Source organism: Stutzerimonas sp. VN223-3 (assembly GCF_045999685.1).
GTDB lineage: Bacteria > Pseudomonadota > Gammaproteobacteria > Pseudomonadales > Pseudomonadaceae > Stutzerimonas > Stutzerimonas stutzeri_AR.
On record NZ_RBEC01000002.1, the window covers coordinates 937,089 to 960,159 of the forward strand.

Below are 23,071 nucleotides of genomic sequence, written 5' to 3' on the forward strand. Positions count from 1 at the left end.
GGTCCTTAGGGCAGGAAAAGTTGCAGCAGGTCGTTCAGAAATAGTTGGCCTTTGGCTGTGGCGACCAGTCGTTCCGGATCGCTTGCCAACAGGCCTCGGGCTTCGGCTTTGCGTCGGGCTTCGGCTAGCAAATCCAGCGGCAGACCGGTGCGCTGAGTGAACAACAGCGCAGGGACACCGTCAGTGAGGCGCAGCACATTCATCAGGAATTCGAACGGTAATTCGTTCTGCTGGAGGCGTTTGTCGCCAGCACGAAAGCGCTTTGCCGGATCGAGATAATCCCGGGGCAGGCGAGTCTTCCAGTTGCGCCGAATCTGCCCGTCGGGCCGGGTCGACTTGCCGTGCGCCCCAGCGCCGAGGCCGAGGAAATCGCCGAAGGTCCAGTAGTTCAGGTTGTGCCGCGCCTGGCGTCCGGGTTGTGCGTAGGCGGACGTCTCATACTGACCGTAGCCGTGCCCCGCCAGTAATGCCTGGCCGGCTTCCTGGATATCCCATAGCGTTTCGTCTTCTGGCAACTTGGGTGGTTTGCTCCAGAACTCGGTGTTCGGCTCGACGGTGAGCTGGTACCAGGACAGGTGCGTCGGTTGCTGTGCAATGGCAATGCGCAAATCGCTCAGCGCATCGTCCAGGCTCTGCTCAGGCAGCCCGTGCATCAGGTCGAGGTTGAAATTATCGAAGCCGGCTGCGCGCGCCATATCCGCGGCACGAATGGCTTCGTCGCCGTCGTGGATGCGGCCCAGCGCCTTCAGCTTGGCGGCTTGAAAGCTCTGGACGCCAATCGACAGACGATTGATTCCGAGGCTGCGATAGTCGCGGAATTTCGCCTGTTCGAAGGTGCCTGGGTTGGCCTCCAGGGTGATCTCGATGCCTTCGGCAAATCCTACCCGCTGCTCCAGCCCATCGAGAATCCGGCCCAGTGCCTCGGCGGAAAACAGGCTCGGGGTGCCGCCGCCGAAGAAGATCGAGGTGAACTTGCGGCCCTGCACCTGATCCAGCTCGCATTCAAGATCGGCGAGCAGCGCAGCGATATAGGCGTCTTCAGGCAGATCCGGGCCAGCGGCGTGTGAGTTGAAGTCGCAGTACGGGCATTTGCGCACGCACCAGGGGATATGGATGTAGGCCGCTAGAGGCGGCAGCTCGATCGCTTGTGCCTGGTCTTCGCTGGACGCTAGAGGCTGAACGAGGGTGTCGCTTTTTCTTCCAGCATTCAGCCTTGGGTCTTTAGCGGTTTTCAAGCGATCCCCAACCGCGCTTTCAGCAACCTCATGGCCCGGGCGCGGTGGCTGAGCTGGTTTTTGTCCGACGGAACCATCTCGGCGCTGGAGCAGTCGCGCTCCGGTACCCAGAACAGCGGGTCATAGCCGAAGCCATGTTCACCCTGGGCCGCATGGAGGATACGGCCATGCCACAGGCCTTCGCAGATGATCGGCAACGGGTCGTCGGCATGTCGGAGCAGCGCGAGTGCACAGACGAACTGAGCGCCACGCTCTGCATCCGGCACGTCTTTCAGTGCATCCAGCAGCTTGGCGTTGTTCGCCGCATCGCCCTGGCCGTTTGCGTAGCGCGCCGAGTAAATGCCCGGCGCGCCGCCGAGGTGGTCCACGGCCAGTCCCGAGTCGTCGGCGAGCGCCGGCAATCCGGATATTCGCGTCGCGTTTCGCGCTTTGAGAATGGCGTTCTCGACGAAGGACAGACCGGTTTCTTCCGGCTCTACATCACTGAATTCGCCAATCGAGCGCACATGCACCGCGTCGCCCAGCATGGCCTGTAGTTCCTTGAGCTTGCCGGCGTTATGACTGGCCAGCACCAGTTCTTTAAAAGGCATCATTCGTCCGGGAAGAATTCTTGGGTGAAGTCGAAGTTGATCGGGGCGGCGCCCGTCGGCTGAACGTTCAGGTTGAAGCGCAGCGTCTCGCGCGATTCGAACGGGAACTGAGCGAGGTAGTAGATGGCCTCGTCGCCTTCCTTGAGCTGCTTGAACGTCAGTGGGTAATCCTGGCCCAGCAGGTTCTTCACCGTGCCGCTGACCTGCGCAGCCACTGGCTTGCCAGCCTTGAGCACCGAGACGTTGACCACGCCCTGGGCCTTGCTGCGCACCAGTCCGGCGGCAGCGGCGATGTCGGGCTGCAAGAAGCTCGAATTGAAGGCGATGTAATGCACGTCGTGTTGACCGACGCTGTGTTTGCGTTCGGCCAGTGCAGGCAAGGCGAACAGTAGAGTGAGCAGGTAGATCAGGCTGCGTTTCAAAAATAGTTCTCCATATGAAGCAGGTCAGCGGGCGGGCCCGGTGACGCGATAGATGCCGATTTCCCCAATCAGGTTGGGCCAGATGCGGCTCGCCAGACCATGCTTGTGATGCCGGTCAACGGCGAGGCGTTCGAGTACACGGGCACCGCGCTCCCGGCACAGCCTTTCGAAATCCTCGAAGGTACAGAAGTGAATATTTGGCGTGTTGTACCACGTGTAGGGGAGAAATTCTGACACCGGCATGCGGCCCTTGCTGGCCAGGTACCAGCGGCAACGCCAGTGACCGAAGTTAGGAAAAGTAATAATGCATTCGCGGCCGACTCGGAGCATTTCCTTGAGCAACTCATCGGGGTAATGAACCGCCTGCAGGGCCTGGGTCATGACCACCATGTCGAAGCTGTCGCTGGCGAAGTTGCCCAGGCCCTTGTCGAGGTCCTGTTCGATGACATTGACGCCCTTTTCGATACAGGCCGCGATGTTGTCAGGATCGATTTCCAGGCCGTAGCCACTGACCTGCTTGTTGTCTCGCAGCCAGGCCAGCAAATCGCCGTTGCCGCAACCGAGGTCGAGCACACGGCTACCCGCCGGTATCCAGTCTTGGATGATTTCCAGATCGGCGCGCATGTGGGTTCCTTATACGGCGATGCGGTTCATGTAACCGCGAAAGGCTTGTAGATAGCGGGGGATCGGGATCAGGAACGCATCGTGGCCCTGGGGCGCGTCGACTTCCAGATAGCAGACGTTCTTGCGTGCCGCCATCAGTGCGTCGACGATCTCATGCGAGCGCTCCGGCGAGAAGCGCCAGTCGGTGGTGAAGGAGATCACGCAGAAATCCGCCTTGGCGGTCGACAGGGCGCTGGCCAGATCGTCGTCATAAGCCGCGGCAGGGTCGAAATAATCCAGTGCCTTGGTCATCAGCAGATAAGTGTTTGCATCGAAGCGACTGGAAAATTCCTCGCCCTGGTAGCGTAAATAGCTCTCAACCTGGAATTCGACGCTGTTGAAGTCATAGTTGAGCTTCTCGCTCTTCAGGCCGCGGCCGAACTTGGTACCCATGGCGTCATCGGACAGATACGTGATGTGTCCAACCATTCGGGCCAGCATCAGCCCGCGCTTGGGAATTACGTTCTGCTCCTGAAAATGCCCGCCATGGAATTCAGGGTCGGACAGAATCGCCTGACGCGCCACCTCGTTGAAGGCGATGTTCTGCGCCGACAGCTTGGGCGCCGAAGCAATGGCCACGCAGTGACGGATCCGCTCCGGATAGCTCATGGTCCACTGCATCGCCTGCATGCCGCCAAGGCTACCGCCGACGACAGCCGCCCATTGTTCGATACCCAGCACATCGGCCAGTCGCGCCTGGCTGTTGACCCAATCTTCCACCGTGACTACCGGGAAGTCCGCGCCGTAAGGCTTGCCCGTCAGCGGATTGATGCTGCTTGGACCGGTCGAGCCGTTGCAGCCGCCGAGGTTGTTCAGGCTGACCACAAAGAAGCGGTTGGTATCGATTGCCTTGCCTGGGCCGATGCAGCTGTCCCACCAGCCCGGTTTGCGCTCTTCCATATCGTGGAAGCCGGCCGCATGGTGATGGCCGGACAGGGCATGGCAGATCAGCACGGCATTGCTGCGTGCGGCGTTCAGTTCACCGTAGGTTTCGTAGATCAGCTGGTAGTCGTTGAGCGTGCGGCCACAGGCGAGTGCCAGCGGCTCGGCGAAGTGCGCGACCTTCGGACTCACCAGACCAACGGAATCGGCTGGAATAGCAGTGGGCATCGACCCTGGCTCGTGCTGGAAGAAGGCGGCAAAGTCTAAAGGTTAGCGCGCGCCAATTCATCCTCAAATCGCAACGCCAGATTAACCCACAACGGCGCCGGTAAGACTGACCACCTTACCTTGGCGGCGGATCGGCGCCGGGCGTCGCAGCAGCCGCAGCATTTCGCCGGCCTGCGCCAGTTGCTCTTCCAGCTCAAGACTGTAGCGTGCCAACAGGCGACCGCGCTGGCTGCTTTGCTGGCTGTCCTGCGCCAGGCTCTTAAGGCGCAGCATGTGCGCTTCGAGTTGCTGTTTATGCTCCAGCGAATGCTGCATCAGTGGCATCAGGGCTTCGCTGGCCCACTGCTCGGCTTCCTGGCGCAGACGCTGATGCATTCCAATTACCTCCTGCACCAGGGTGGCGAAGAAGCGCCGGGTCAGGGTGCGCTGCTCAGTGAGCAAAGTCTTGAGCTGCAGGCGAAACTGATCGGCCTTGTTCTGCAAGCCCTTGAGCTCCTTCTGGTAGGGTGCAAGGCGGAACAGCGGCGCGTCCACGCCGTGCAAGGGGTTCTCTTCGTTGTGGCGGCGGTAAATCGCCGACACCATTTTGTTCGCCAGTACCGCCTCATTCTCGAGCGCGCCCAGATCCTGCTCGACTGAGCGGAAGAAGTGCAGAATGCTGAGATTGATGCCCAGTGTGGTTAGGCTGCCGGTCAGGCTGCGACGCAGGCGGGTCAGATGCTCTTCCAGGCGTTCGGCCCGCACCGTCCCACGTAATAGTTCACCTTGGCGTTGCAACAGGCGCTGGTTGGTTTTCAGTTGCAGCAGACGCTTGTGGTGCTGATTGTGATCGTGGCGAGTGCGGGCGGTTAGCTCCACCAGCATTTGGCCGCGGTCCTGACGACGACTATCGAGCAGCTCGCTCTGCTCGCGCACCTTGTTCAGGCGCTCAGTCAGGATGTGTTGGCTGTTCTGCAGCAAAGCCAGAACCTGGCGCACCACTTGTTGTTCGAGCAGGCGCTCCTTCTGTGCCAGGATGCGTTCGCAAAGCAGCTGTTCCAGTGCCGCCAGTTGACTGCGCTCCAGCAGCGCCTGGTCGCCACGGATCTTGGCCAGCAGCGCCTGTTTGGCCGACAGGGGCAGCACATCTTCGACAGCGATGCCCAGTTGCTGTGCGGTGCTGGTCTGCATCTGTTGAATCGCGGCCTGGACGAACGCATCGCCTGAGACGTCGTCCCAGAGCACATCGATCTTGTTCAGTACGGCGAACAGACGGTTCCGGTTGCCATCGTCGAGCTGGCGGATATGTTGTTGCCAGATATCCATGTCACTGGCGCTAACGCCGGCATCGGCCGACAGCAGAAAAATCACCGCCTGGGCATTCGGCAGCATCGAAAGGGTGAGTTCCGGCTCGCTACCCAGCGCGTTGAGGCCGGGCGTATCGAGGATGCGCAGGCCCTGACGCAGCAGTGGGTGGTCGAAGTTGACCATGGCATGCCGCCAGGCCGGCACCAGCACCTCGCCGACGATATCCGAGCTTTCCAGTGAGTCGGGGTGAAAGCCGAGCTGAATGGCTTGGTCCGTCGGCATCGACTTGGTTGCGGCAACCTGGGTGAAGGCTTCGACCATGTTGTCCGGATTGTCGGGCTCCAGCGGAATGTCCCGCCAGAAATGAGGGGCGCGCTTGAGCTGAGCGATGCTGGTGTCTTCCAGGCGCGATTCGATGGGTAGCAGGCGAATATAAGAGCGTTCCGCGCGCGGATCGAAGAATAGTTCGGTGGGGCACATGGTGGTGCGACCCGCCCGCGAGGGCAGAATGCGCTGGCCGTAGCTAGAAAAGAATAGGCTGTTGATCAGCTCGGTCTTGCCGCGTGAAAACTCGCCGACGAACGCCAGGGTAATGTGATCGGTGCGCAGCAACTTCAGCGCGCGTTCCAGTCTTGCTTCGACCGCGTCGGAGGTCAGGCGGTTATGCGCTAGCCAGCTGCGGTAGCGGGTGATTTCACGAATCAGGTCGCGTTTCCAGGCGACATAGGCATCCACCTGCCGGTCGAGTCGTTCCATGATCGTGATGTTCCTGATAGGCGTAATCGGGCGATTATCCCAGTCGCCTTGTGTGGGTCAATCAAGCTGCTGTGAACTACCGCCCAAAGGCTGCATGAGGCGAATGGGCGGTAGCAACTTTTAAATCAGCGAGCGCAGGATGTTGGGCATGTGGCTCATCATGGCCAGGTTGTTGATTACCAACATATCCAACAGCTTTATCGCGAGGAACGCGAAGATCGGTGATATATCCAGCCCGCCAAGATTAGGCAGCAGGCGGCGAAAGGGCGCTAGCGCCGGCTCGCATATCTGGCTGACCAACTGGGCGCCAGGATTGTGGCTGCCGGGCGCAACCCAAGACAGAATCACACTGATGATCAGCGCGTAGAAGAAAATGTTGAGGAACAGGCCGGTGACACCAATCATGGCCCAGACCAGCAGCTGTAGCGGATTGCCGATAGTGCCGTAAGCGATCATCAGGATCGCCGCCATCAGCAGTATCTGCACAATGATTGCAAGTACCAATGACGACAGGTCGAGCCCGCCGATGCTGGGAATCACCCGGCGCAACGGCCGTAGCAAGGGGTGAGTGGCACGCACGATGAACTGACTCAGCGGGTTGTAGAAATCGGCCCGGACCAATTGCAGGATGAAGCGCAGCAGCACGATCAGCAGGTAAAGGCTGCCGAGCGTCTGGATGATCAGGATCAGGGCTTGCGAGAGTTGCGACATGAAGATTCCTTATTTGCCCAATTGTTCGGCGAGTTCGGCCGAGCGTTGCGCGGCTGCGTTTACCGCCTGTTGTACCAGGGTCTCGAAGCCGCCTGCCTGAAAGGCTTTGATCGCCGCTTCGGTGGTTCCGTTCGGTGACGTAACCCGGCGCCGTAGTTCCGCTGCTTCTAGATCATTCTCACAGGCCATTCGCGCCGCGCCCAGCGCGGTCTGCAACGTCAGTTGAGCGGCAGTGGCGCGCGGCAATCCGAGCTGTTCGCCAGCTGCCGTCATGGCTTCGATCATCAAAAAGAAATACGCCGGTCCACTGCCGGATACGGCGGTAACGGCGTCGATCAGGCTTTCCTCATCGAGCCACAGCGCCACGCCGACCGCCGACAGCAACTGCTCAGCCTGCTGCTTTTGCGTGTCGCTGACCTGGGCGTTGGCGTAGAGCCCGCTGACACCCTGACGCAACAGTGAAGGCGTGTTCGGCATGCAGCGCACGATTGCCCGCGGCGCTTGCTCGCCCAGCCAGTGTTGGAGGCTCGCGCAATTGATGCCGGCAGCGATCGAAACGATCAGCTGATCTGATTGCAGATGAGCGCCCAAGTCCCGGCAGACGATTTGCATCACCTGCGGCTTAACGGCCAGTACCACCAAATCGGCGTTGGCCACGGCCTGGCCGTTGCTCTCAAAGGTCTCGATTCCGTGGGTAGTTTCAAGCTCTGCGCGCTTGTCTGCACCGGGATCGCTGGCGCAGATGGACCTGGCTGGAATGCCTTGGGCTCGCAGCCCGCCGATCAGGCTCGCGGCCATATTGCCGCCGCCAATGAAGGCGATACGGGGAGTGCTCATGCGTGAGTTCCTTTAATCATGCGGAGGGGCGACCGTAGCTGTCTGCGACGGATAAGCGCGGGCGCCGAACAGGGCAGTGCCGATGCGGACCCAGGTGGCACCTTCGGCGATGGCGGCCTCCAGGTCCTGGCTCATGCCCATGGAAAGTGTATCGAGACCGAGGCCGAGTTCGCTTTGCAACTGACCCAAGCGGGCGAACGCGGCGCGTTGCTCGGCGAGGTCTTCGGTCGGTTCGGGAATTGCCATCAGCCCGCGCAGCCGCAGACGAGGCAGCATGGCAATTGCGCGGGCTAGCACGGGCACGTCCTGCGGCTCACAGCCCGACTTGCTGGCCTCGCCGCTGACGTTGACCTGTAGACAGATGTTGAGTGCCGGCAATTCGGCAGGCCGCTGATCGGATAGGCGCTGGGCGATCTTCAGGCGATCAACTGAGTGAACCCAGTCGAAGTGCTCGGCGATCGACTTGGTCTTGTTCGACTGAATGGGGCCAATGAAATGCCAGACAAGAGGGAGGTTGGAGAGATCGGCCTGTTTTTCGAGCGCTTCCTGCAAGTAGTTCTCGCCGAAATCGTGCACGCCGGCGTCGCAAGCCTGGCGAATGGCGTCGGCCGATTGCGTCTTGCTCACCGCCAACAGGCGCACCTCGTCGGGATCGCGCGCTACAGCTTGCGCCGCCTCACGGATGCGCGCTGTGACCTTTGCAATATTGCTCTCTATCGTGGACATTACCTGCGCCTGCCACCTTAGGGTCTGCGCGGCATTCTACCTGCTTGCTTGTAATTGGGGAGTCCCATGGATATCACAGAGCTGCTGGCCTTCAGTGCCAAGCAGGGTGCGTCTGACCTGCACCTTTCGTCCGGCTTGCCGCCAATGATCCGCGTTGACGGCGATGTTCGCCGGATCAACCTTCCGGCGATGGATCACAAGCAGGTACACGCGCTGATCTACGACATCATGAACGACAAGCAGCGCAAGGATTTCGAAGAGTTCCTCGAGACCGACTTTTCCTTTGAAGTGCCTGGCGTGGCGCGTTTCCGGGTCAACGCGTTCAACCAGAACCGCGGTGCCGGCGCGGTGTTCCGGACCATTCCGTCCAAGGTCCTGACCATGGAGGATCTCGGCATGGGTGAGGTTTTCCGCAAGATTACCGATGTGCCGCGCGGCCTGGTGCTGGTGACCGGCCCTACCGGTTCGGGCAAGTCGACCACCCTGGCGGCGATGCTCGACTACCTGAACAACACCAAATATCACCACATTCTCACTATCGAAGACCCGATCGAATTCGTTCATGAGTCGAAGAAGTGCCTGGTTAACCAGCGCGAGGTGCATCGCGACACCCTGGGCTTTTCCGAAGCGCTGCGCTCGGCGCTGCGGGAAGACCCGGACATCATCCTCGTCGGTGAGATGCGCGACCTGGAAACCATCCGCCTGGCGCTCACCGCGGCGGAAACCGGGCACCTGGTGTTCGGTACCCTGCACACCACCTCGGCTGCCAAGACCATCGACCGTGTAGTCGACGTGTTCCCGGCGGAAGAAAAATCCATGGTCCGCTCGATGCTTTCCGAGTCGCTGCAGGCGGTGATTTCCCAGACCTTGCTGAAGAAGGTCGGCGGCGGCCGGGTGGCGGCCCACGAAATCATGATCGGTACTCCGGCGATCCGTAACCTGATCCGCGAGGACAAGGTGGCGCAGATGTATTCGGCGATTCAGACCGGTGGTTCGCTGGGCATGCAGACGCTCGATTCATGCCTCAAGGGTTTACTTGCCAAGGGTCTTGTCTCTCGAGATAGCGCCAAGGAAAAAGCCAAGCAGCCGGAAAACTTCTAACCTCAGCAGGAAGCCTGGCTGCGCGATCGCCAGCGCCTCCGTTTCGCTTCAACGCGGCTTTGCCAGACTACGAGAACGATGATGGAATTCGAGAAACTGTTGCGCCTGATGGTGGAAAAGGGCGGCTCCGATCTGTTCATTACCGCTGGTGTGCCGCCGTCGATGAAGGTCAACGGCAAGATCATGCCGGTGAACAAAACGCCGATGTCGCCGGAGATGACTCGCGAAACCGTGCACGCGGTCATGAACGAGCAACAGCGCCGGGAGTTCGCTGAAAACCACGAATGCAACTTCGCCATCAGCGCGAGGGGCATCGGCCGTTTTCGTGTCAGTGCGTTTTACCAGCGCAATCTCGCCGGCATGGTGCTGCGGCGCATCGAGACCAATATCCCGACGCTCGAAGATCTCAAACTTCCGGACGTACTGAAGAAGCTGGCCATGACCAAACGCGGGCTGGTTCTGTTCGTCGGTGCGACCGGTACCGGCAAGTCGACCTCGTTGGCGGCGATGATCGGTTACCGCAACAAGAATTCCAGCGGGCACATCATCTCCATCGAAGACCCTATCGAGTTCATCCATCAGCACCAAAGCTGTATCGTCACCCAACGCGAAGTTGGCATCGACACCGATTCCTTCGATGTAGCGCTGAAGAACACCCTGCGACAGGCGCCCGACGTGATTCTCATCGGTGAGGTGCGGACCCGCGAGACCATGGACTACGCGGTCGCGTTCGCCGAGACCGGGCATCTTTGCCTGGCGACCTTGCACGCGAACAACGCCAACCAGGCGCTGGACCGGATCATCAACTTCTTCCCCGCCGACCGGCAGCAACAGGTCTGGATGGACCTGTCGCTGAACCTCAAGGCTATCGTTGCCCAGCAACTGATTCCAACGCCCGACGGCAAGGGCCGTCGCGCGGTCATCGAGGTGCTGATCAACACCCCGCTGGCCGCCGATCTGATCCGCAAGGGCGAGGTACACGAGCTCAAGGGGCTGATGAAGCGCTCCACCGATCTGGGCATGCAGACCTTCGATCAGGCGCTTTACAACCTCTATGTGCAAGGTGAAATCACCTACGAAGACGCCTTGCTGCACGCCGACTCGTCCAACGACCTGCGCCTGATGATCAAGCTGGGCTCGGAAACCGACGGTGAGCACCTGAGTAGCGTCTCCCAGGGGCTGACGCTGGAGGTCAGCAATGACGATCCGGGGCGCAGCTTTCGCTAGTCGTTGCGCTAACGAGGCCGGCCGATACGCTTGCCGGCCTTATTGGTCACGCTGTCGGCTTGGCCGTCACATTGTGCCCCGGCTCGCGCGCGACTCATGAGTTGAGGAATCAGCATTCCTTCCGGCAGATTCTTCCAGAAGCGCACTGGCAGATTGCTCTGCATCACGCCGCGATTGAGTCGAGCCGGATTAAAGGTGCTTTCGTAGTAGGTCTTCCACAGTTCTACGCCAGGATCTTTTGCTGTCTGCGCCAGCTGTCGCCAAGCGGGCGGACAAGGATTGGCGTAATGCATGTCCTGTCCATCCCATAGCACTGCATCATTCGGCGTTGCAATCAGCCAGGAATGTAGCCCCATCCGTTCGGCGAAGTGCGGTGCCGCACTGCACAGGATGTCGTGCGCAGGCTCGAACCAGGCCACATAGTCCGGAGCGCTCTCGGAGCTTGCCGGGCTGAAGCGTAGAAAGGCATGCATATGATGCGCTTCGCGGCGTACCGCCTTGATTCGCGAATGCAGTTCGCTGCCATCGATATCGCCGACTAGCCGAGCCGTTTGATCGCCTTTGACGACCCGCCAGAGGATGCGATACAGCAAGCTCCAGCGGTCATCGATGCGGAAGCGCGCCGCGTTTTCCAGCTCGACGACCAATTGCCGCGGGATGCGTACCGGTGGCGCCGGCTCGATCGGTTCGAGCGCATCGGGCTCATCGAACAGGCCGCCTGCATCGCTACCGCCAAGCCACTCTGCCTGGTGGGGCGCGACCCCGCAGCGGAGCAGATCACGCGCGGCGTCGCGCCAGCCAGCGAAGCTGCCGTCGAAGCTTATCTGACGCATCACCATAGCCCCATCTGCACAGGACCTTCGCTGAACTGATGGCGTAAGGCGGCGGATTCCAGGTTCGCCAGGTTCGGTCGGTAGTCCTGGGTGATGACGAAAGGTTTGGCTTTTTCCAGCGAGCAACGAAGGCGTGTCAGGTCTTCGAAGCGGATGCGCTTTTGCCGGCGCAGGGCGACCAGGCGTTTGGCGCTGAGTATTCCAATCCCGGGGATGCGCGCAATCAGCGCCGGCTCGGCCCGGTTCAGGTCGACAGGAAAATGCTCGCGGTTGAAAAGCGCCCAGGCGAGTTTCGGGTCTATATCGAGCGCTAGATTCCCTGGCCCTGTGAGCAGTTCGCCGGCCTTGAAGCCGTAGCCGCGCATGAGAAAGTCGGCCTGATACAACCGATGCTCACGCAACAGTGGCGGCGCCTCGAAGGGAACGGTCTTGGGACTGTGTGGGATGGGGCTGAACGCCGAGTAATAGACGCGGCGCAGGCGGAAATCACCATATAACGCCTGTGCGGTATGCAGGATGGTGCTGTCGTCGGTTGCGTCGGCACCGATGATCATCTGCGTGCTTTGCCCGGCAGGAGCGAAACGCGGCGCGCTTTTTTCTGCATTGGCTTCGGTCTCGCCCTGGTGGATCGACTGCATGGCCTGCTTGATGGTCACGACCTGCTTTTCCGGCGCCAGGCGGATCAGGCTGCTTTCGGTAGGTAGTTCGATATTGACGCTGAGGCGGTCGGCGTAACGGCCGGCTTCTGCAATAAGCTGCGGATCAGCGTCGGGAATGGTCTTCAGATGGATGTAGCCCCGAAACTCGTGCTCCTCGCGCAACAGCTTGGCCACGCGGATCAGCTGCTCCATGGTGTAGTCCGCCGAGCGAATGATCCCGGAACTGAGAAACAGGCCGCTGATGCAGTTGCGGCGGTAGAAGTCCAGGGTCAGCGTGACTACTTCTTCGGGCGTGAAACGGGCGCGAGGCACGTCGCTGGAGCGCCGATTTACGCAGTACTGGCAGTCGTACAGGCAGAAATTGGTCAACAGAATCTTTAGCAGCGCCACGCAGCGGCCGTCGGGCGTAAAGCTGTGGCAGATGCCCATGCCATCGGTGGCGCCCAGTCCGCTTCGGCCTTTTGAACTGCGCTTTGGCGCGCCACTGCTAGCGCAGGACACGTCGTATTTAGCAGCATCGGCGAGTACGCTAAGTTTATCGATTAGTTGCATATCGGCTGTCGTGATACTGTTTGTGCATACAGTATCACGACTGTTTCATGGAGCAACGTCCACTCGGCAGAAGGTCTGAGCCGCAGGAATTCAGATAAGCTGAACGACGCAACGCCAAAACAGATAGAGAGGCTCAGATGCGGCAGAACACCCATAGCAAGTTGATCGGATATCTCCTGTGGATTTTTGGATTCCTCGGTTCGCACCGCTTCTACTACGGCAAGCCGATCACCGGCACCATCTGGTTCTTTACGCTCGGCCTGTTTTTTATTGGCTGGATCATCGATCTGTTTCTAATCCCCTCCATGGATCGCGAGGCCGACCTGCGCTTTCAACCTGGCCCGATTGATTACACAGTCGCCTGGATTCTGCTGACCTTTCTAGGGATTTTTGGCGTGCACCGGATGTACCAGGGCAAGTGGATTACCGGACTGATTTATCTCTGCACGGGCGGGCTGTTTTTTATAGGCGTCTTGTATGACTTCTGGACACTGAACAGCCAAGTGTCGATGCGCAACCTAGAAAAGCGTTGACGTAAGCGGCGCAGATTCGACCAGCGTGGTTCTGGTCGGTCTGGGCCGCTCGATTAATACTCAGCTCTGAAAAGCGACTCGACCGTCGACAAGCGTATAGCGCACCGCGCCTGGCAGGCAGTGACCAATGAAGGGACAATTGCGGCCTTTCGAATGCCAGGCTTCGCCAGCCAGGGTCGAGCTGCGCGGGTCGAACAGAACCAGGTCCGCGGCTTCGCCGACCGCCAGGCGCCCGACCGGTAACTGCAGCGCCGCAGCAGGGCCGCTGCTCAGGCGCGCCAGTAGCGTCGGCAGATCCAGCAGCCCGTCTTCCACCAGGGTCATTGCCAGCGGCAGCAATATCTCGGCGCTGCTGATGCCTGGCTCCGTCTCGCCAAAAGGCGCCAGCTTGGCATCCGCCTCGTGAGGCTGATGGTGGCTGGAAATTGCCGAAATGACGCCGGTGCTGACCGCTTCGCGTAGGCCGTCACGGTCCGCGGCACTGCGCAGCGGCGGCTGTACGTGGTAAAGACTGGAAAAACCGTGCAACGCTTCGTCGGTCAAAATCAATTGATACATCGCGACATCGGCAGTGACCGGCAAGCCGCGTGCCTGGGCGTCGGCGATCATCTGCGCGCCGCGGGCGGTGGTGAGCTGGCTGAAATGCGCACGCACGCCTGCCTGCTCCACTAGCAACAGATTGCGGGCGAGTGCAACAGTTTCTGCGGTCTCGGGAATTCCGGCGAGGCCGAGGAAGGCTGCCGAGGGGCCTTCGTGGGCGAGGCCGCCTTCGGCAAGGTCGCTGTCCTGGGAATGGATCACAACAGTGAGGTTGAAAGTCGCTGCGTATTCCAACGCGCGGCCCAGGTTGCGATTGCTGGTGAAATTGGCCAGGCCATTGCCGAAGGCTACGCAACCCGCATCGCGTAGCGCGACCAGTTCCGACAGTTGTTCGCCAGCCAGATTGCGCGTCAGCGCGCCGATGGGGAAAACCTTGGCGTGGCCGGATTCGCGTGCTCGGTCGAGAATCAGTTCTGCGACCGCGGCGGTATCCAGCACCGGTTTGGTTTGCGGCGGGCAGCACAGGCTGGTGATGCCGCCAGCGGTGGCGGCCAGTGTCTCGCTGGCGATATTGCCCTTGCGGCTGTAACCCGGCTCGCGTAGCGCGACCGCAAGGTCGACCAGGCCCGGCGCTGCAACCAAGCCTTGGGCATCTATGGTATGTACTGCGCTGAAGCCAGCAGGTGCCTGACCAATGGCGGATATCTTGCCGTCCTGACAATAAAGATCGGTGACTTCATCGCGGCCGGTGGAAGGATCAATCAGGCGAGCACCGAGGATCTGGGTTGGCATCAGTTCTGCTCCTCGGCGGCGTTTTCGTTTTCTATTTGTCGTTGCGCGGTCTGGCCGCTCATGGCCATGGAAAGCACGGCCATGCGAACCGCAATACCGTAGGTCACCTGATTGAGAATGACGGACTGGATGCCATCTGCCACGGCCGATTCTATTTCTACGCCGCGGTTGATCGGTCCCGGATGCATAACGATGGCGTCCGGCTTGGCCAGCGCCATGCGCTGAGTGGTCAGACCATAGAGGCGGTAGAACTCGCCCTCGCTGGGCAGTAGCCCACCCTGCATGCGCTCGCGTTGCAGGCGCAGCATGATGACCACGTCTACATCGCGCAGGCCTTCGTCCATGTCGTTGTAGATGCTGACGCCATATTGCTCCAGGCCTACCGGTAGCAGGGTCTTTGGGCCAATAACGCGAATATCCGGACAGCCCAGTGTCTTTAGCGCAAGCATGTTGGAACGCGCTACGCGCGAGTGCAGGATATCGCCAACGATGGCGACCGATAATTTTGTGAAATCACCTTTGTGTCGGCGGATGGTGAGCATATCGAGCATGCCCTGGGTTGGGTGCGCATGGCGTCCGTCTCCGCCGTTGATTACTGCCACGTCGGGGCAGACGTGTTCGGCAATGAAATGCGCCGCACCCGAATCGGCGTGGCGCACGACGAACATGTCTGCAGCCATGGCTTCGAGGTTGCGAAGCGTGTCGGTAAGCGTTTCGCCCTTGCTGGTAGACGAAGTCGAGACGTTCAGCGTGATCACGTCCGCCGACAACCGCTTGGCTGCCAGTTCGAAGGTGGTGCGCGTGCGCGTGGAGTTCTCGAAAAACACGTTGCAGACAGTTTTGCCGCGCAATAGCGGGACCTTCTTAACCGCTCTGGCCCCGACCTCGAGAAAGGAGTCGGCGGTGTCGAGGATTTCGGTAAGCAGTTCGCGGGGCAGGCCATCCAATGATAGGAAATGGCGCAGCTGACCGTTGTCGTTCAACTGTAGCGGGCGCTTGGCGTCGGTGGGCGTCATCGCAAGGATCTCAATTGGCGGAAGCGAGGGTCTGATACTCGAGCGCGAGCGGTGCCGGGCCGATCAGCTTGACGCGCTGCTCAGGTGCAAGCGAAAGCGTTGCTCCGACCACGTCCGGCCTGATTGGCAGTTCGCGAGCGTTGAGGTCGAGCAGGCAGACCAAACTGACACTGGCGGGACGGCCATAGTCGAACAGTTCGTTGAGAGCGGCACGGATGGTGCGGCCGCTCATCAGGACGTCATCGATCAAAACCAGATGCTGGCCTTCAATCTCGAACGGTAATTCTGACGGACGAACCTGCGGATGCAGACCGTTCTGGGTGAAGTCGTCGCGGTAGAAAGAGACGTCCAGCACGCCCAGCGATTCGTCCTTGTCGCGCAATGTCAGCAACGCCTGGGCCACCCACACGCCACCGGTGCGGATGCCAATGAATCTCGGCTCGGCGACGCCGTGGCTGCTCAGGTGCTGGTCCAGTGCGGCGGCCATTTCTGGAAGCAGCTGTTCGGGGTTGGGCAGGGTCATCATTTCTCCTTGAAGGCCACGTCATCAGACAGTCGTGCAGCCAGCCAGCCTTCGAGCAAAAGGGCCGCTGCAAGCGCGTCCACCGGTCGCTCGCGATAGCCGCCTTGCTGGCCGCCGCGAAGGCGCTCACCTTTTGCTTCGTACGTGGTCAGTCGCTCGTCGTGGGTATGTACCGGAAGGTTGAAGCGGCCATTAAGACGACGGGCAAACTTTTCTGCCCGTGCGCTCATCTCGCTGGGACTGCCGTCCATGTTCAGCGGCAAACCTACCACCAGTGCGTCCGGCTGCCATTCACGCAGCAATGCCTCGATTTGTGACCAGTCGGGCACGCCATTCTGTGCTTTCAGTACGCAAAGCTCGCGGGCTTGGCCGGTAATCATCTGGCCGACGGCGACGCCAATCTGCTTGGTGCCGTAGTCAAAGCCGAGTAACAGACGCAACGCGCTCATGCGTGCCCGACCTGGCTGCTGAGCAGCCTGAGATCGACCCCCAGGGATGCGGCGGCGGCATTGATGCGGTGATCGTGCGGAACGTCAAAGAGTATGTCTGGCTGTGCCGGGCAACTCAGCCAGACATTGTCGATCAGCTCCGCCTCAAGCTGACCCGGCTCCCAACCTGCATAGCCCAGGGCAATAAGGTGTCGTTTGGGGCCGTAACCGTCGGCAATAGCAAAAAGCACATCCTGTGAGGTGGTCATGCCCAACTGACCCAAGTCGAGAGTCGCCTGAAAATGGACGTCGGCCGGGTGCAGCACGAACCCTCTGTCGGTCTGTACCGGCCCGCCGGAGAGAATCGGCAGGTCTTGGCTAGCGAGAGTAACGGGTTCGTCTGGGCGCAGCTGTTCAAGTATGTCGGTCAGATTCAGCCCATTTGGGCGATTGACGATGAGGCCCATTGCGCCATCCCTGTTGTGCTCCACCAGGTAAATCAGGGCCTGGGCAAAATTGGGGTCTGCCATATGCGGCATGGCAATCAGGAAGTGATGCTTGAGATAGGACGTCGTGGCGATTTTCATGCGGCTAGTTTCGGGCTTCGGCGTGGCGGCTTCAAGCTTCAAAAAGCGGCGGCAAGCTGCAAGCCACAAGCGTAAAAGGAAAAGCGAAACAGCTTGGTGGCATTCCGGTGCAAGACGGCTGCCTTATTGGCTCGATAGCCGATCGCCGCGCTCGAAGCGCCAGGTTCTGATGATCTCTACCTGGTCGAACTTTTGCGCCAGTTCGCCCGAGAACGGGGCGAAAGGGGCCGCGAGCCTGACGATGCGCATGGCGGCCTCGTCGAGCACCGGTTGGCCGGAGGATTCGAGTACTCGAAGCTCCCGCACTGTGCCGTTGCGGTCTATGACCACCAGCATTCGCAGGCTACCGTAGATCTGTTGGCGGCGGGCTTCGCCGGGGTAATTGAGATTGCCAATGCGCTCGACCTTCTTGCGCCACTCGTCACGGTACCAGGCACTGACGTCGCGCATGGTGGCGGCGCTATTCTGACGGCTGACGCGCGGGCGCTTGGCGTATTCCTGTCGCTCTTGCGCAAGTTCCGCTTCGAGGCTGGCAATTTCTGCGCTCAGCTGCGAGCTGTCATAAACAGGTGCCGGTTGCGTCTGTGGTTGTGGCTTGTTCTTCTGGGGCTTTTCCGGTGTCTTGTCCGGCTGTGGCGCGCGGGTCGCGACGGCGGTTTTAGGCGCCTCGCTGCGGCTGCTAGGTGGCGGCGAGGAAGCCGGAGTCACCTTGCGTACCTGGGTATCTTGAAAGGGCGCCTGCTCGGTCGTTTTCGGCGATGCCTTGTGCTCCAGCGTACCGCTGCCCTGTTGGTTGTCCTGGGCTAGGAAGTCGGCCTCTTTGGGCTTGTCTTCGCTCTTGAAGGTGGACAGCGTGATTTCGAGCGTCTTGCTGATCTGATTCGGTTCGTCCAGGGTAAAGCCGAGACCCAGGATCAGGGCAGCATGCAGCGCGGCGGCAAGAAATATCGTAAAACCGAGGCGATCCGCCGGGCGGACGCCGGAGCTGGCAGGAATAGGTTGGCGTGTAGCGGCGTTCATCGCATTTCAGTCGGCTCGAAGTGCGCGCAGTCTGCAGACTTTGAACGTGAAGCCGCAAGCTTCAAGTTCAAAGCTGTTAGGTCGGTCATAAAAGCGGTTGCGAGACACAAGCACAAGCTAGGTGCGAGAGCGGAAAGGCTTTCCGCGTTAGTCACCTCTTATTAGCTTGCGGCTTCTAGCGCTTCAGCTTCCCGGCAATCGCGTCCATTAGTCGTTCGCCAATATGCGTGTCGAAGGCATTATCGATCTCGCGAATGCAGGTCGGGCTGGTGATGTTAATTTCGGTGAGGTAATCACCGATTACATCCAGCCCAACGAACAACAGCCCACGCTTGCGCAACTCAGGCCCTACGATGGCGGCAATCTCTCTGTCGCGATCGGAAAGTGGTTGCGCAACGCCGCGCCCGCCAGCGGCGAGGTTTCCGCGGGTTTCCCCAGCAGCAGGAATGCGTGCCAGGCAGTAAGGCACTGGCTCTCCATCAATCATCAGAATTCGCTTGTCACCGTCCTTGATGGCCGGGATATAGCGCTGCGCCATGATTTGTCGGCTGCCATGTTCGGTCAGCACCTCAAGAATCACCGAAAGATTCGGATCTCCTTCGCGATGACGAAAAATCGAGGCGCCACCCATTTCATCCAGCGGTTTGAGAATAATGTCACGCTGCTCGCGGGCGAACTCCCGCAGAATGTCGGACCGTCGGCTGACAAGCGTCGGTGGAGTGCACTGAGGAAATTGAGTGGCGAAGAACTTCTCGTTGCAATCGCGCAGGCTTTGCGGACGGTTTACCACCAGCGTACCGGCCTGTTCGGCAAGTTCCAGTAGATAGGTTGCGTACACATACTCGCTGTTGAAAGGCGGGTCCTTGCGCATCAGGATGACGTCGAGCTCGGATAATGCGCTATCGATCTCTTCTCCTGCCTCGTACCAACGCAGGGGGTCGTTGAAGACTTGTATCGAGCGCATGCGGGCCCGCGCTTCGCCGCCGAGCTGATAGAGATCGCGCTGCTCCATGTAATAGATCGTCCAGCTGCGAGCCTGGGCTGCCAGCAGCATGGCGAGAGAGCTGTCCTTCTTGAAGGCGATCTGCGCGATTGGGTCCATGATGATCCCGACGCGAACAGTCATGTGATGATCTCCAACGAGGGGGCAGAACGAAGCTGCCGTGGCCTGAAATGTCGACGCAGATTGGCGGCGGTTGTGCGTTGGGTCAAGGAAAATCCCGCTGCCCTGGCAGTAGATGGCTTGCGCATGAGGAGTGTGCTAAAAAGGTCCGGCGATTGGGTGCAGCCCATCGATGGCAGGGCCTCCGGTGCACTGACATAACGATAAACTACGACTCACCGAGGCGATGGTAGGGCGAAATGGAACAGCACTCCGAGGGCTTGAAGGTCATGGTGATCGACGATTCGAAAACGATTCGTCGCACCGCCGAAACGCTGCTGAAGAAGGTAGGTTGTGATGTGATCACGGCGGTGGATGGCTTCGATGCGCTCGCCAAAATAGCGGATACACACCCGCGCATAATTTTCGTCGATATCATGATGCCCCGACTTGATGGTTATCAGACCTGTGCGCTGATCAAGAACAACAGTTCTTTCAAGTCCACCCCTGTAATCATGCTGTCCTCCAAGGATGGCCTGTTCGACAAGGCCAAGGGGCGGATCGTGGGGTCGGATCAATACCTCACCAAGCCTTTCAGCAAAGAAGAGTTGCTTGGTGCAATCAAGGCGCATGTGCCTGATTTTGCACCGGTAGAGCAAGTATCCTGAAGTTCGGCCCTGTGTGCCGCTGAAGCCTTTCCCACGGAGAAATCATGGCTCGCGTTCTGATTGTTGATGACTCGCCGACCGAGATGTACAAGCTGACAGCCATGCTGGAAAAGCATGGTCATGTCGTTCTCAAAGCCGAAAATGGCGCGGATGGTGTAGCGCTTGCCCGCCAGGAGAAACCTGACGCCGTCTTGATGGATATCGTCATGCCGGGCCTGAATGGTTTTCAGGCTACTCGCCAGCTGACCAAAGATGCTGAAACCAGTCACATTCCTGTGATCATTGTGACCACCAAGGATCAGGAAACCGATAAGGTCTGGGGCAAGCGTCAGGGTGCTAAGGATTACCTGACCAAACCAGTGGATGAAGCGACACTGCTTAAGACCCTGAACGCCGTACTTGCCGGTTGATTTCGGCGGATTCGTAATTCGGACAAAGGGATGTTGCCAGCATGTCGGATTTGCCAACGCCGTTTCAGCGACTCCTGGAAATTGATGTTCGGTGTCGAATGCTGGCTGCTGGTCTGCCATCTCAGCAGGAAGCTATCCAGACGTGGGCCGGTATTGGTTTTCGGATGGGAGGGCGCCTGTTTGTCGCACCGATGGGAGAGGTCGGCGAGATACTGCATGAGCCGCGCTATACGCTTTTGCCGGGCGTAAAATCCTGGGTCAAGGGGGTAGCCAACGTTCGCGGCAGGTTGCTGCCGGTCATGGATCTCTGCGGCTATTTCGGTCTCGAACTCTCGCCGCTGCGCAAGCAGCGGCGAGTACTGATAGTCGATCATAAAGAAGTGTTTGCGGGGCTTACCGTCGATGAGGTGTTCGGCATGCAACATTTCCCGGTAGATGCTTTTTCCGAGCAGCTGCCGCCGGTCGAGGCATCGATTCAACCTTTCATTCATGGCGTCTTTCAGCGCGAGCAGCCCTGGTTGGTATTTAGTCCGCATGCGCTTGCCGCGCATCAGACATTCCTGGACGTGGCGTATTGATTTAGGTGGGTCGGCTGATGCCGGCCTTTTGGTTCTTGGAAGGAAACGTACGGGTGGTCCAGGCGGGGGCCGGAAAAATGAAAAAAATGAACGCAAATGCATTGCTGGCAGGGATACGTAGCAATACGTTGATCGCCGGGCTGTTTATCCTTCTTATCGTGTCGATGGTGTTGTTGTTCGTGAATTTCGCGTACATCAATACTCAGGCCGACTATGACAATGAATATATTGGACACGCAGGTGAGCTGCGAGTTCTCTCCCAGCGCATCGCAAAAAACGCGGTGGAAGCGGCAGCCGGTACTCCGGAAGCGTTCGGCTCGTTGAAAGATGCACGAAACGACTTCAGCCAGCGTTGGGGGTATCTGTCCGAGGGTGACGAGCGAATCGGTCTGCCTGCCGTCCCGCAGTCGCTGCAAGCTGAGGTCGCTGCGGTACAACAAGACTGGGATACGCTGCGGCAGAATACTGACGCGATTCTTTCCAGCGAACAGACCGTTCTTTCCCTGCATCAGGTAGCTGCGACGCTCGCCGAAACCATTCCGCAGTTGCAGGTCGAGTACGAAGAGGTTGTCGACATTCTTCTCGAAAGCGGCGCGCCGGCAGCTCAGGTTTCTGTGGCTCAGCGCCAGTCCTTGCTCGCTGAACGTATTCTCGGCTCGGTGAACAAGGTGCTTTCCGGTGACCAGGACTCAGTTCAGGCCGCTGACATGTTCGGTCGTGATGCAAGCCTTTTTGGTCGGGTACTCAGCGCGATGCTTGAGGGCAATGAGGCCATGGGCATTACCCGCGTCAGCGATGTCGAAGCGCTGGATCGTCTGGCGGCAATTTCGGAGCTGTTCCAGTTCGTTTCCGGCTCTGTGGACGAGATTCTTGAAACTTCACCGGAACTGTTCCAGGTGCGTGAATCATCCAACAGCATCTTCGAAGTTTCGCAGACCCTACTCGACAAGACTTCGACCCTGACCCAAGGACTCCAGGGTCGTGCCGATGCTCGTTACGTCAATACTTTCGCGGGGTACGTACTCGGTGCCCTGGCCCTGGCCTCGATCATGTTGATCGGTCTGGTCATGGTTCAGGAAACGCGTCGCCGCTTGAGTGAAACCGCCGAAAAGAATGAGCGGAACCAGACGGCAATTCTGCGTCTGCTGGACGAGATCGGCGATCTTGCCGACGGTGACCTGACGGTGGCTGCGACGGTTACCGAGGATTTCACCGGTGCCATCGCTGACTCGATCAACTATTCCATCGACCAGTTGCGCGACCTAGTCGAAACGATCAACCAGACGGCGGTTCAGGTATCAGGCGCGGCCCAAGAGACACAGGCAACTGCGATGCATCTGGCTGAGGCTTCCGAGCATCAAGCTCAGGAGATTGCCGGCGCGTCGGCGGCGATCAACGAAATGGCGGTATCGATTGACCAAGTATCGGCGAACGCCGCCGAATCATCGGCTGTAGCGGAGCGCTCCGTAGCCATCGCCAATAAAGGTAACGAGGTGGTGCACAACACCATCACTGGCATGGATAACATCCGTGAGCAGATCCAGGACACCTCCAAGCGGATCAAGCGCCTCGGTGAGTCGTCTCAGGAGATCGGTGACATCGTAAGCCTGATTAACGACATTGCTGACCAGACTAACATCCTCGCGTTGAACGCAGCCATTCAAGCCTCCATGGCCGGCGACGCAGGTCGAGGCTTTGCGGTTGTTGCGGACGAAGTACAACGCCTTGCGGAGCGTTCCTCAGCGGCTACGAAGCAGATCGAAGCGCTGGTCAAGACTATTCAGACCGATACAAACGAAGCCGTTATCTCCATGGAACAGACCACCTCCGAGGTGGTGCGAGGTGCTCGCCTGGCCCAGGACGCGGGTGTCGCACTCGAAGAGATCGAGAAGGTATCCAAGAGCCTCGCGGCGCTAATCCAGAACATCTCCAACGCTGCACGCCAGCAGGCTTCGTCGGCCGGTCATATCTCCAACACCATGAACGTCATTCAGGAAATTACCTCGCAGACATCTTCGGGCACCACTGCTACCGCGAAGAGCATCGGTAACCTCGCGAAGATGGCTAACGAGATGCGCCATTCGGTATCCGGCTTCACATTGCCGGAAACTCAGGATCAGGCCTGACTGAGAGCACGGCGGCCGGCAACGGCTGCTGTGAAAGTT

General features: G+C 59.5%; 25 protein-coding genes. 7 read left to right on the plus strand and 18 right to left on the minus strand.

Translation table 11 applies throughout. The features are described from left to right. Window positions 1-5: 5 nt before the first annotated feature. From hemW to D7241_RS13070, 9 genes are all read right to left on the minus strand, one after another. Entirely contained in the window at window positions 6-1,142 is a 1,137-nt protein-coding gene (gene hemW / locus D7241_RS13030; protein ID WP_408102330.1) for a radical SAM family heme chaperone HemW, read from the minus strand. Between the two features lie 89 nt (window positions 1,143-1,231). Next, the gene (gene rdgB / locus D7241_RS13035; protein ID WP_408101868.1) at window positions 1,232-1,828 is read right to left on the minus strand and encodes an RdgB/HAM1 family non-canonical purine NTP pyrophosphatase; all 597 of its coding nucleotides are present in this window, start codon (window positions 1,826-1,828) and stop codon (window positions 1,232-1,234) included. Next, on the minus strand, window positions 1,825-2,247 hold the full coding sequence (locus D7241_RS13040) for a DUF4426 domain-containing protein (RefSeq protein ID WP_255977882.1): 423 nt from the start codon (window positions 2,245-2,247) through the stop codon (window positions 1,825-1,827). Before D7241_RS13040 ends, rdgB begins: the two co-directional genes overlap by 4 nt. Before the next feature lie 24 nt (window positions 2,248-2,271). Beyond that, a complete protein-coding gene (metW, locus tag D7241_RS13045; protein WP_255977880.1) occupies window positions 2,272-2,871 on the minus strand; it encodes a methionine biosynthesis protein MetW in 600 nt (199 codons plus the stop codon). 9 nt (window positions 2,872-2,880) lie between these two features. After that, on the minus strand, window positions 2,881-4,020 hold the full coding sequence (locus D7241_RS13050; RefSeq protein ID WP_408101869.1) for a homoserine O-acetyltransferase: 1,140 nt from the start codon (window positions 4,018-4,020) through the stop codon (window positions 2,881-2,883). A gap of 81 nt (window positions 4,021-4,101) precedes the next feature. Continuing rightward, complete coding sequence (locus D7241_RS13055; RefSeq protein ID WP_408101870.1) at window positions 4,102-6,063, minus strand: dynamin family protein; 1,962 nt, start codon at window positions 6,061-6,063, stop codon at window positions 4,102-4,104. Between the two features lie 120 nt (window positions 6,064-6,183). Further along, window positions 6,184-6,774 carry a YggT family protein gene (locus tag D7241_RS13060; RefSeq protein ID WP_131649514.1) on the minus strand — a complete coding sequence of 197 codons (591 nt, stop codon included), beginning with the start codon at window positions 6,772-6,774 and terminating at the stop codon, window positions 6,184-6,186. 9 nt (window positions 6,775-6,783) lie between these two features. Beyond that, window positions 6,784-7,611 (minus strand): pyrroline-5-carboxylate reductase, encoded by an 828-nt coding sequence (proC, locus tag D7241_RS13065; RefSeq protein ID WP_408101871.1) that lies wholly within the window; start codon window positions 7,609-7,611, stop codon window positions 6,784-6,786. 12 nt (window positions 7,612-7,623) lie between these two features. After that, complete coding sequence (locus D7241_RS13070) at window positions 7,624-8,337, minus strand: YggS family pyridoxal phosphate-dependent enzyme (protein WP_408101872.1); 714 nt, start codon at window positions 8,335-8,337, stop codon at window positions 7,624-7,626. A 66-nt stretch (window positions 8,338-8,403) separates the two neighbouring features. Here D7241_RS13070 and pilT point away from each other — a divergent pair, with 66 nt between their 5' ends. Together pilT and D7241_RS13080 are read left to right on the plus strand one after the other, a co-directional pair. Further along, a complete protein-coding gene (pilT, locus tag D7241_RS13075) occupies window positions 8,404-9,438 on the plus strand; it encodes a type IV pilus twitching motility protein PilT (RefSeq protein ID WP_255977867.1) in 1,035 nt (344 codons plus the stop codon). A gap of 81 nt (window positions 9,439-9,519) precedes the next feature. Next, entirely contained in the window at window positions 9,520-10,665 is a 1,146-nt protein-coding gene (locus D7241_RS13080; RefSeq protein ID WP_408101873.1) for a PilT/PilU family type 4a pilus ATPase, read from the plus strand. An 8-nt stretch (window positions 10,666-10,673) separates the two neighbouring features. Here D7241_RS13080 and D7241_RS13085 read toward each other — a convergent pair whose 3' ends face one another. Both D7241_RS13085 and D7241_RS13090 read right to left on the minus strand, forming a co-directional pair. Further along, a complete protein-coding gene (locus D7241_RS13085; protein WP_408101874.1) occupies window positions 10,674-11,498 on the minus strand; it encodes a TIGR03915 family putative DNA repair protein in 825 nt (274 codons plus the stop codon). After that, on the minus strand, window positions 11,498-12,709 hold the full coding sequence (locus D7241_RS13090; RefSeq protein ID WP_408101875.1) for a putative DNA modification/repair radical SAM protein: 1,212 nt from the start codon (window positions 12,707-12,709) through the stop codon (window positions 11,498-11,500). Before D7241_RS13090 ends, D7241_RS13085 begins: the two co-directional genes overlap by 1 nt. A 137-nt stretch (window positions 12,710-12,846) precedes the next feature. On the opposite strand from D7241_RS13090, the gene D7241_RS13095 reads away from it, so the two are divergent. Next, complete coding sequence (locus D7241_RS13095) at window positions 12,847-13,242, plus strand: TM2 domain-containing protein (RefSeq protein ID WP_255977858.1); 396 nt, start codon at window positions 12,847-12,849, stop codon at window positions 13,240-13,242. A 60-nt stretch (window positions 13,243-13,302) separates the two neighbouring features. Here the strand turns inward: D7241_RS13095 and D7241_RS13100 are convergent, their stop codons facing one another. From D7241_RS13100 to gshB, 7 genes are all read right to left on the minus strand, one after another. Further along, window positions 13,303-14,574, minus strand: a complete 1,272-nt coding sequence (locus D7241_RS13100) for a dihydroorotase (RefSeq protein ID WP_408101876.1) — start codon at window positions 14,572-14,574, stop codon at window positions 13,303-13,305. Further along, window positions 14,574-15,590, minus strand: coding sequence for an aspartate carbamoyltransferase catalytic subunit (locus D7241_RS13105; RefSeq protein WP_408101877.1), 1,017 nt, complete (start codon window positions 15,588-15,590; stop codon window positions 14,574-14,576). Before D7241_RS13105 ends, D7241_RS13100 begins: the two co-directional genes overlap by 1 nt. Window positions 15,591-15,600: 10 nt before the next feature. Continuing rightward, window positions 15,601-16,113 carry a bifunctional pyr operon transcriptional regulator/uracil phosphoribosyltransferase PyrR gene (gene pyrR / locus D7241_RS13110; protein ID WP_408101878.1) on the minus strand — a complete coding sequence of 171 codons (513 nt, stop codon included), beginning with the start codon at window positions 16,111-16,113 and terminating at the stop codon, window positions 15,601-15,603. Beyond that, the gene (gene ruvX, locus D7241_RS13115; RefSeq protein ID WP_255977850.1) at window positions 16,113-16,562 is read right to left on the minus strand and encodes a Holliday junction resolvase RuvX; all 450 of its coding nucleotides are present in this window, start codon (window positions 16,560-16,562) and stop codon (window positions 16,113-16,115) included. Before ruvX ends, pyrR begins: the two co-directional genes overlap by 1 nt. Further along, on the minus strand, window positions 16,559-17,128 hold the full coding sequence (locus tag D7241_RS13120) for a YqgE/AlgH family protein (RefSeq protein WP_408101879.1): 570 nt from the start codon (window positions 17,126-17,128) through the stop codon (window positions 16,559-16,561). The genes ruvX and D7241_RS13120 overlap by 4 nt, the downstream gene beginning before the upstream one ends. 123 nt (window positions 17,129-17,251) lie before the next feature. Further along, the gene (locus tag D7241_RS13125; protein WP_408101880.1) at window positions 17,252-18,148 is read right to left on the minus strand and encodes an energy transducer TonB; all 897 of its coding nucleotides are present in this window, start codon (window positions 18,146-18,148) and stop codon (window positions 17,252-17,254) included. Window positions 18,149-18,323: 175 nt separating this feature from the next. Next, window positions 18,324-19,274 (minus strand): glutathione synthase, encoded by a 951-nt coding sequence (gene gshB, locus D7241_RS13130; protein WP_408101881.1) that lies wholly within the window; start codon window positions 19,272-19,274, stop codon window positions 18,324-18,326. Between the two features lie 236 nt (window positions 19,275-19,510). Between gshB and pilG the strand changes: the two genes are divergently transcribed. The 4 genes from pilG (at window position 19,511) to D7241_RS13150 (ending at window position 23,032) form a co-directional block, all read left to right on the plus strand. Then, the gene (pilG, locus tag D7241_RS13135) at window positions 19,511-19,918 is read left to right on the plus strand and encodes a twitching motility response regulator PilG (protein ID WP_255977842.1); all 408 of its coding nucleotides are present in this window, start codon (window positions 19,511-19,513) and stop codon (window positions 19,916-19,918) included. A 44-nt stretch (window positions 19,919-19,962) separates the two neighbouring features. After that, on the plus strand, window positions 19,963-20,328 hold the full coding sequence (gene pilH, locus D7241_RS13140) for a twitching motility response regulator PilH (protein ID WP_021206021.1): 366 nt from the start codon (window positions 19,963-19,965) through the stop codon (window positions 20,326-20,328). A 41-nt stretch (window positions 20,329-20,369) separates the two neighbouring features. After that, window positions 20,370-20,906, plus strand: a complete 537-nt coding sequence (locus D7241_RS13145) for a chemotaxis protein CheW (protein ID WP_408101882.1) — start codon at window positions 20,370-20,372, stop codon at window positions 20,904-20,906. A 77-nt stretch (window positions 20,907-20,983) separates the two neighbouring features. Beyond that, window positions 20,984-23,032 (plus strand): methyl-accepting chemotaxis protein, encoded by a 2,049-nt coding sequence (locus tag D7241_RS13150; RefSeq protein WP_255977838.1) that lies wholly within the window; start codon window positions 20,984-20,986, stop codon window positions 23,030-23,032. Window positions 23,033-23,071 lie beyond the last annotated feature (39 nt).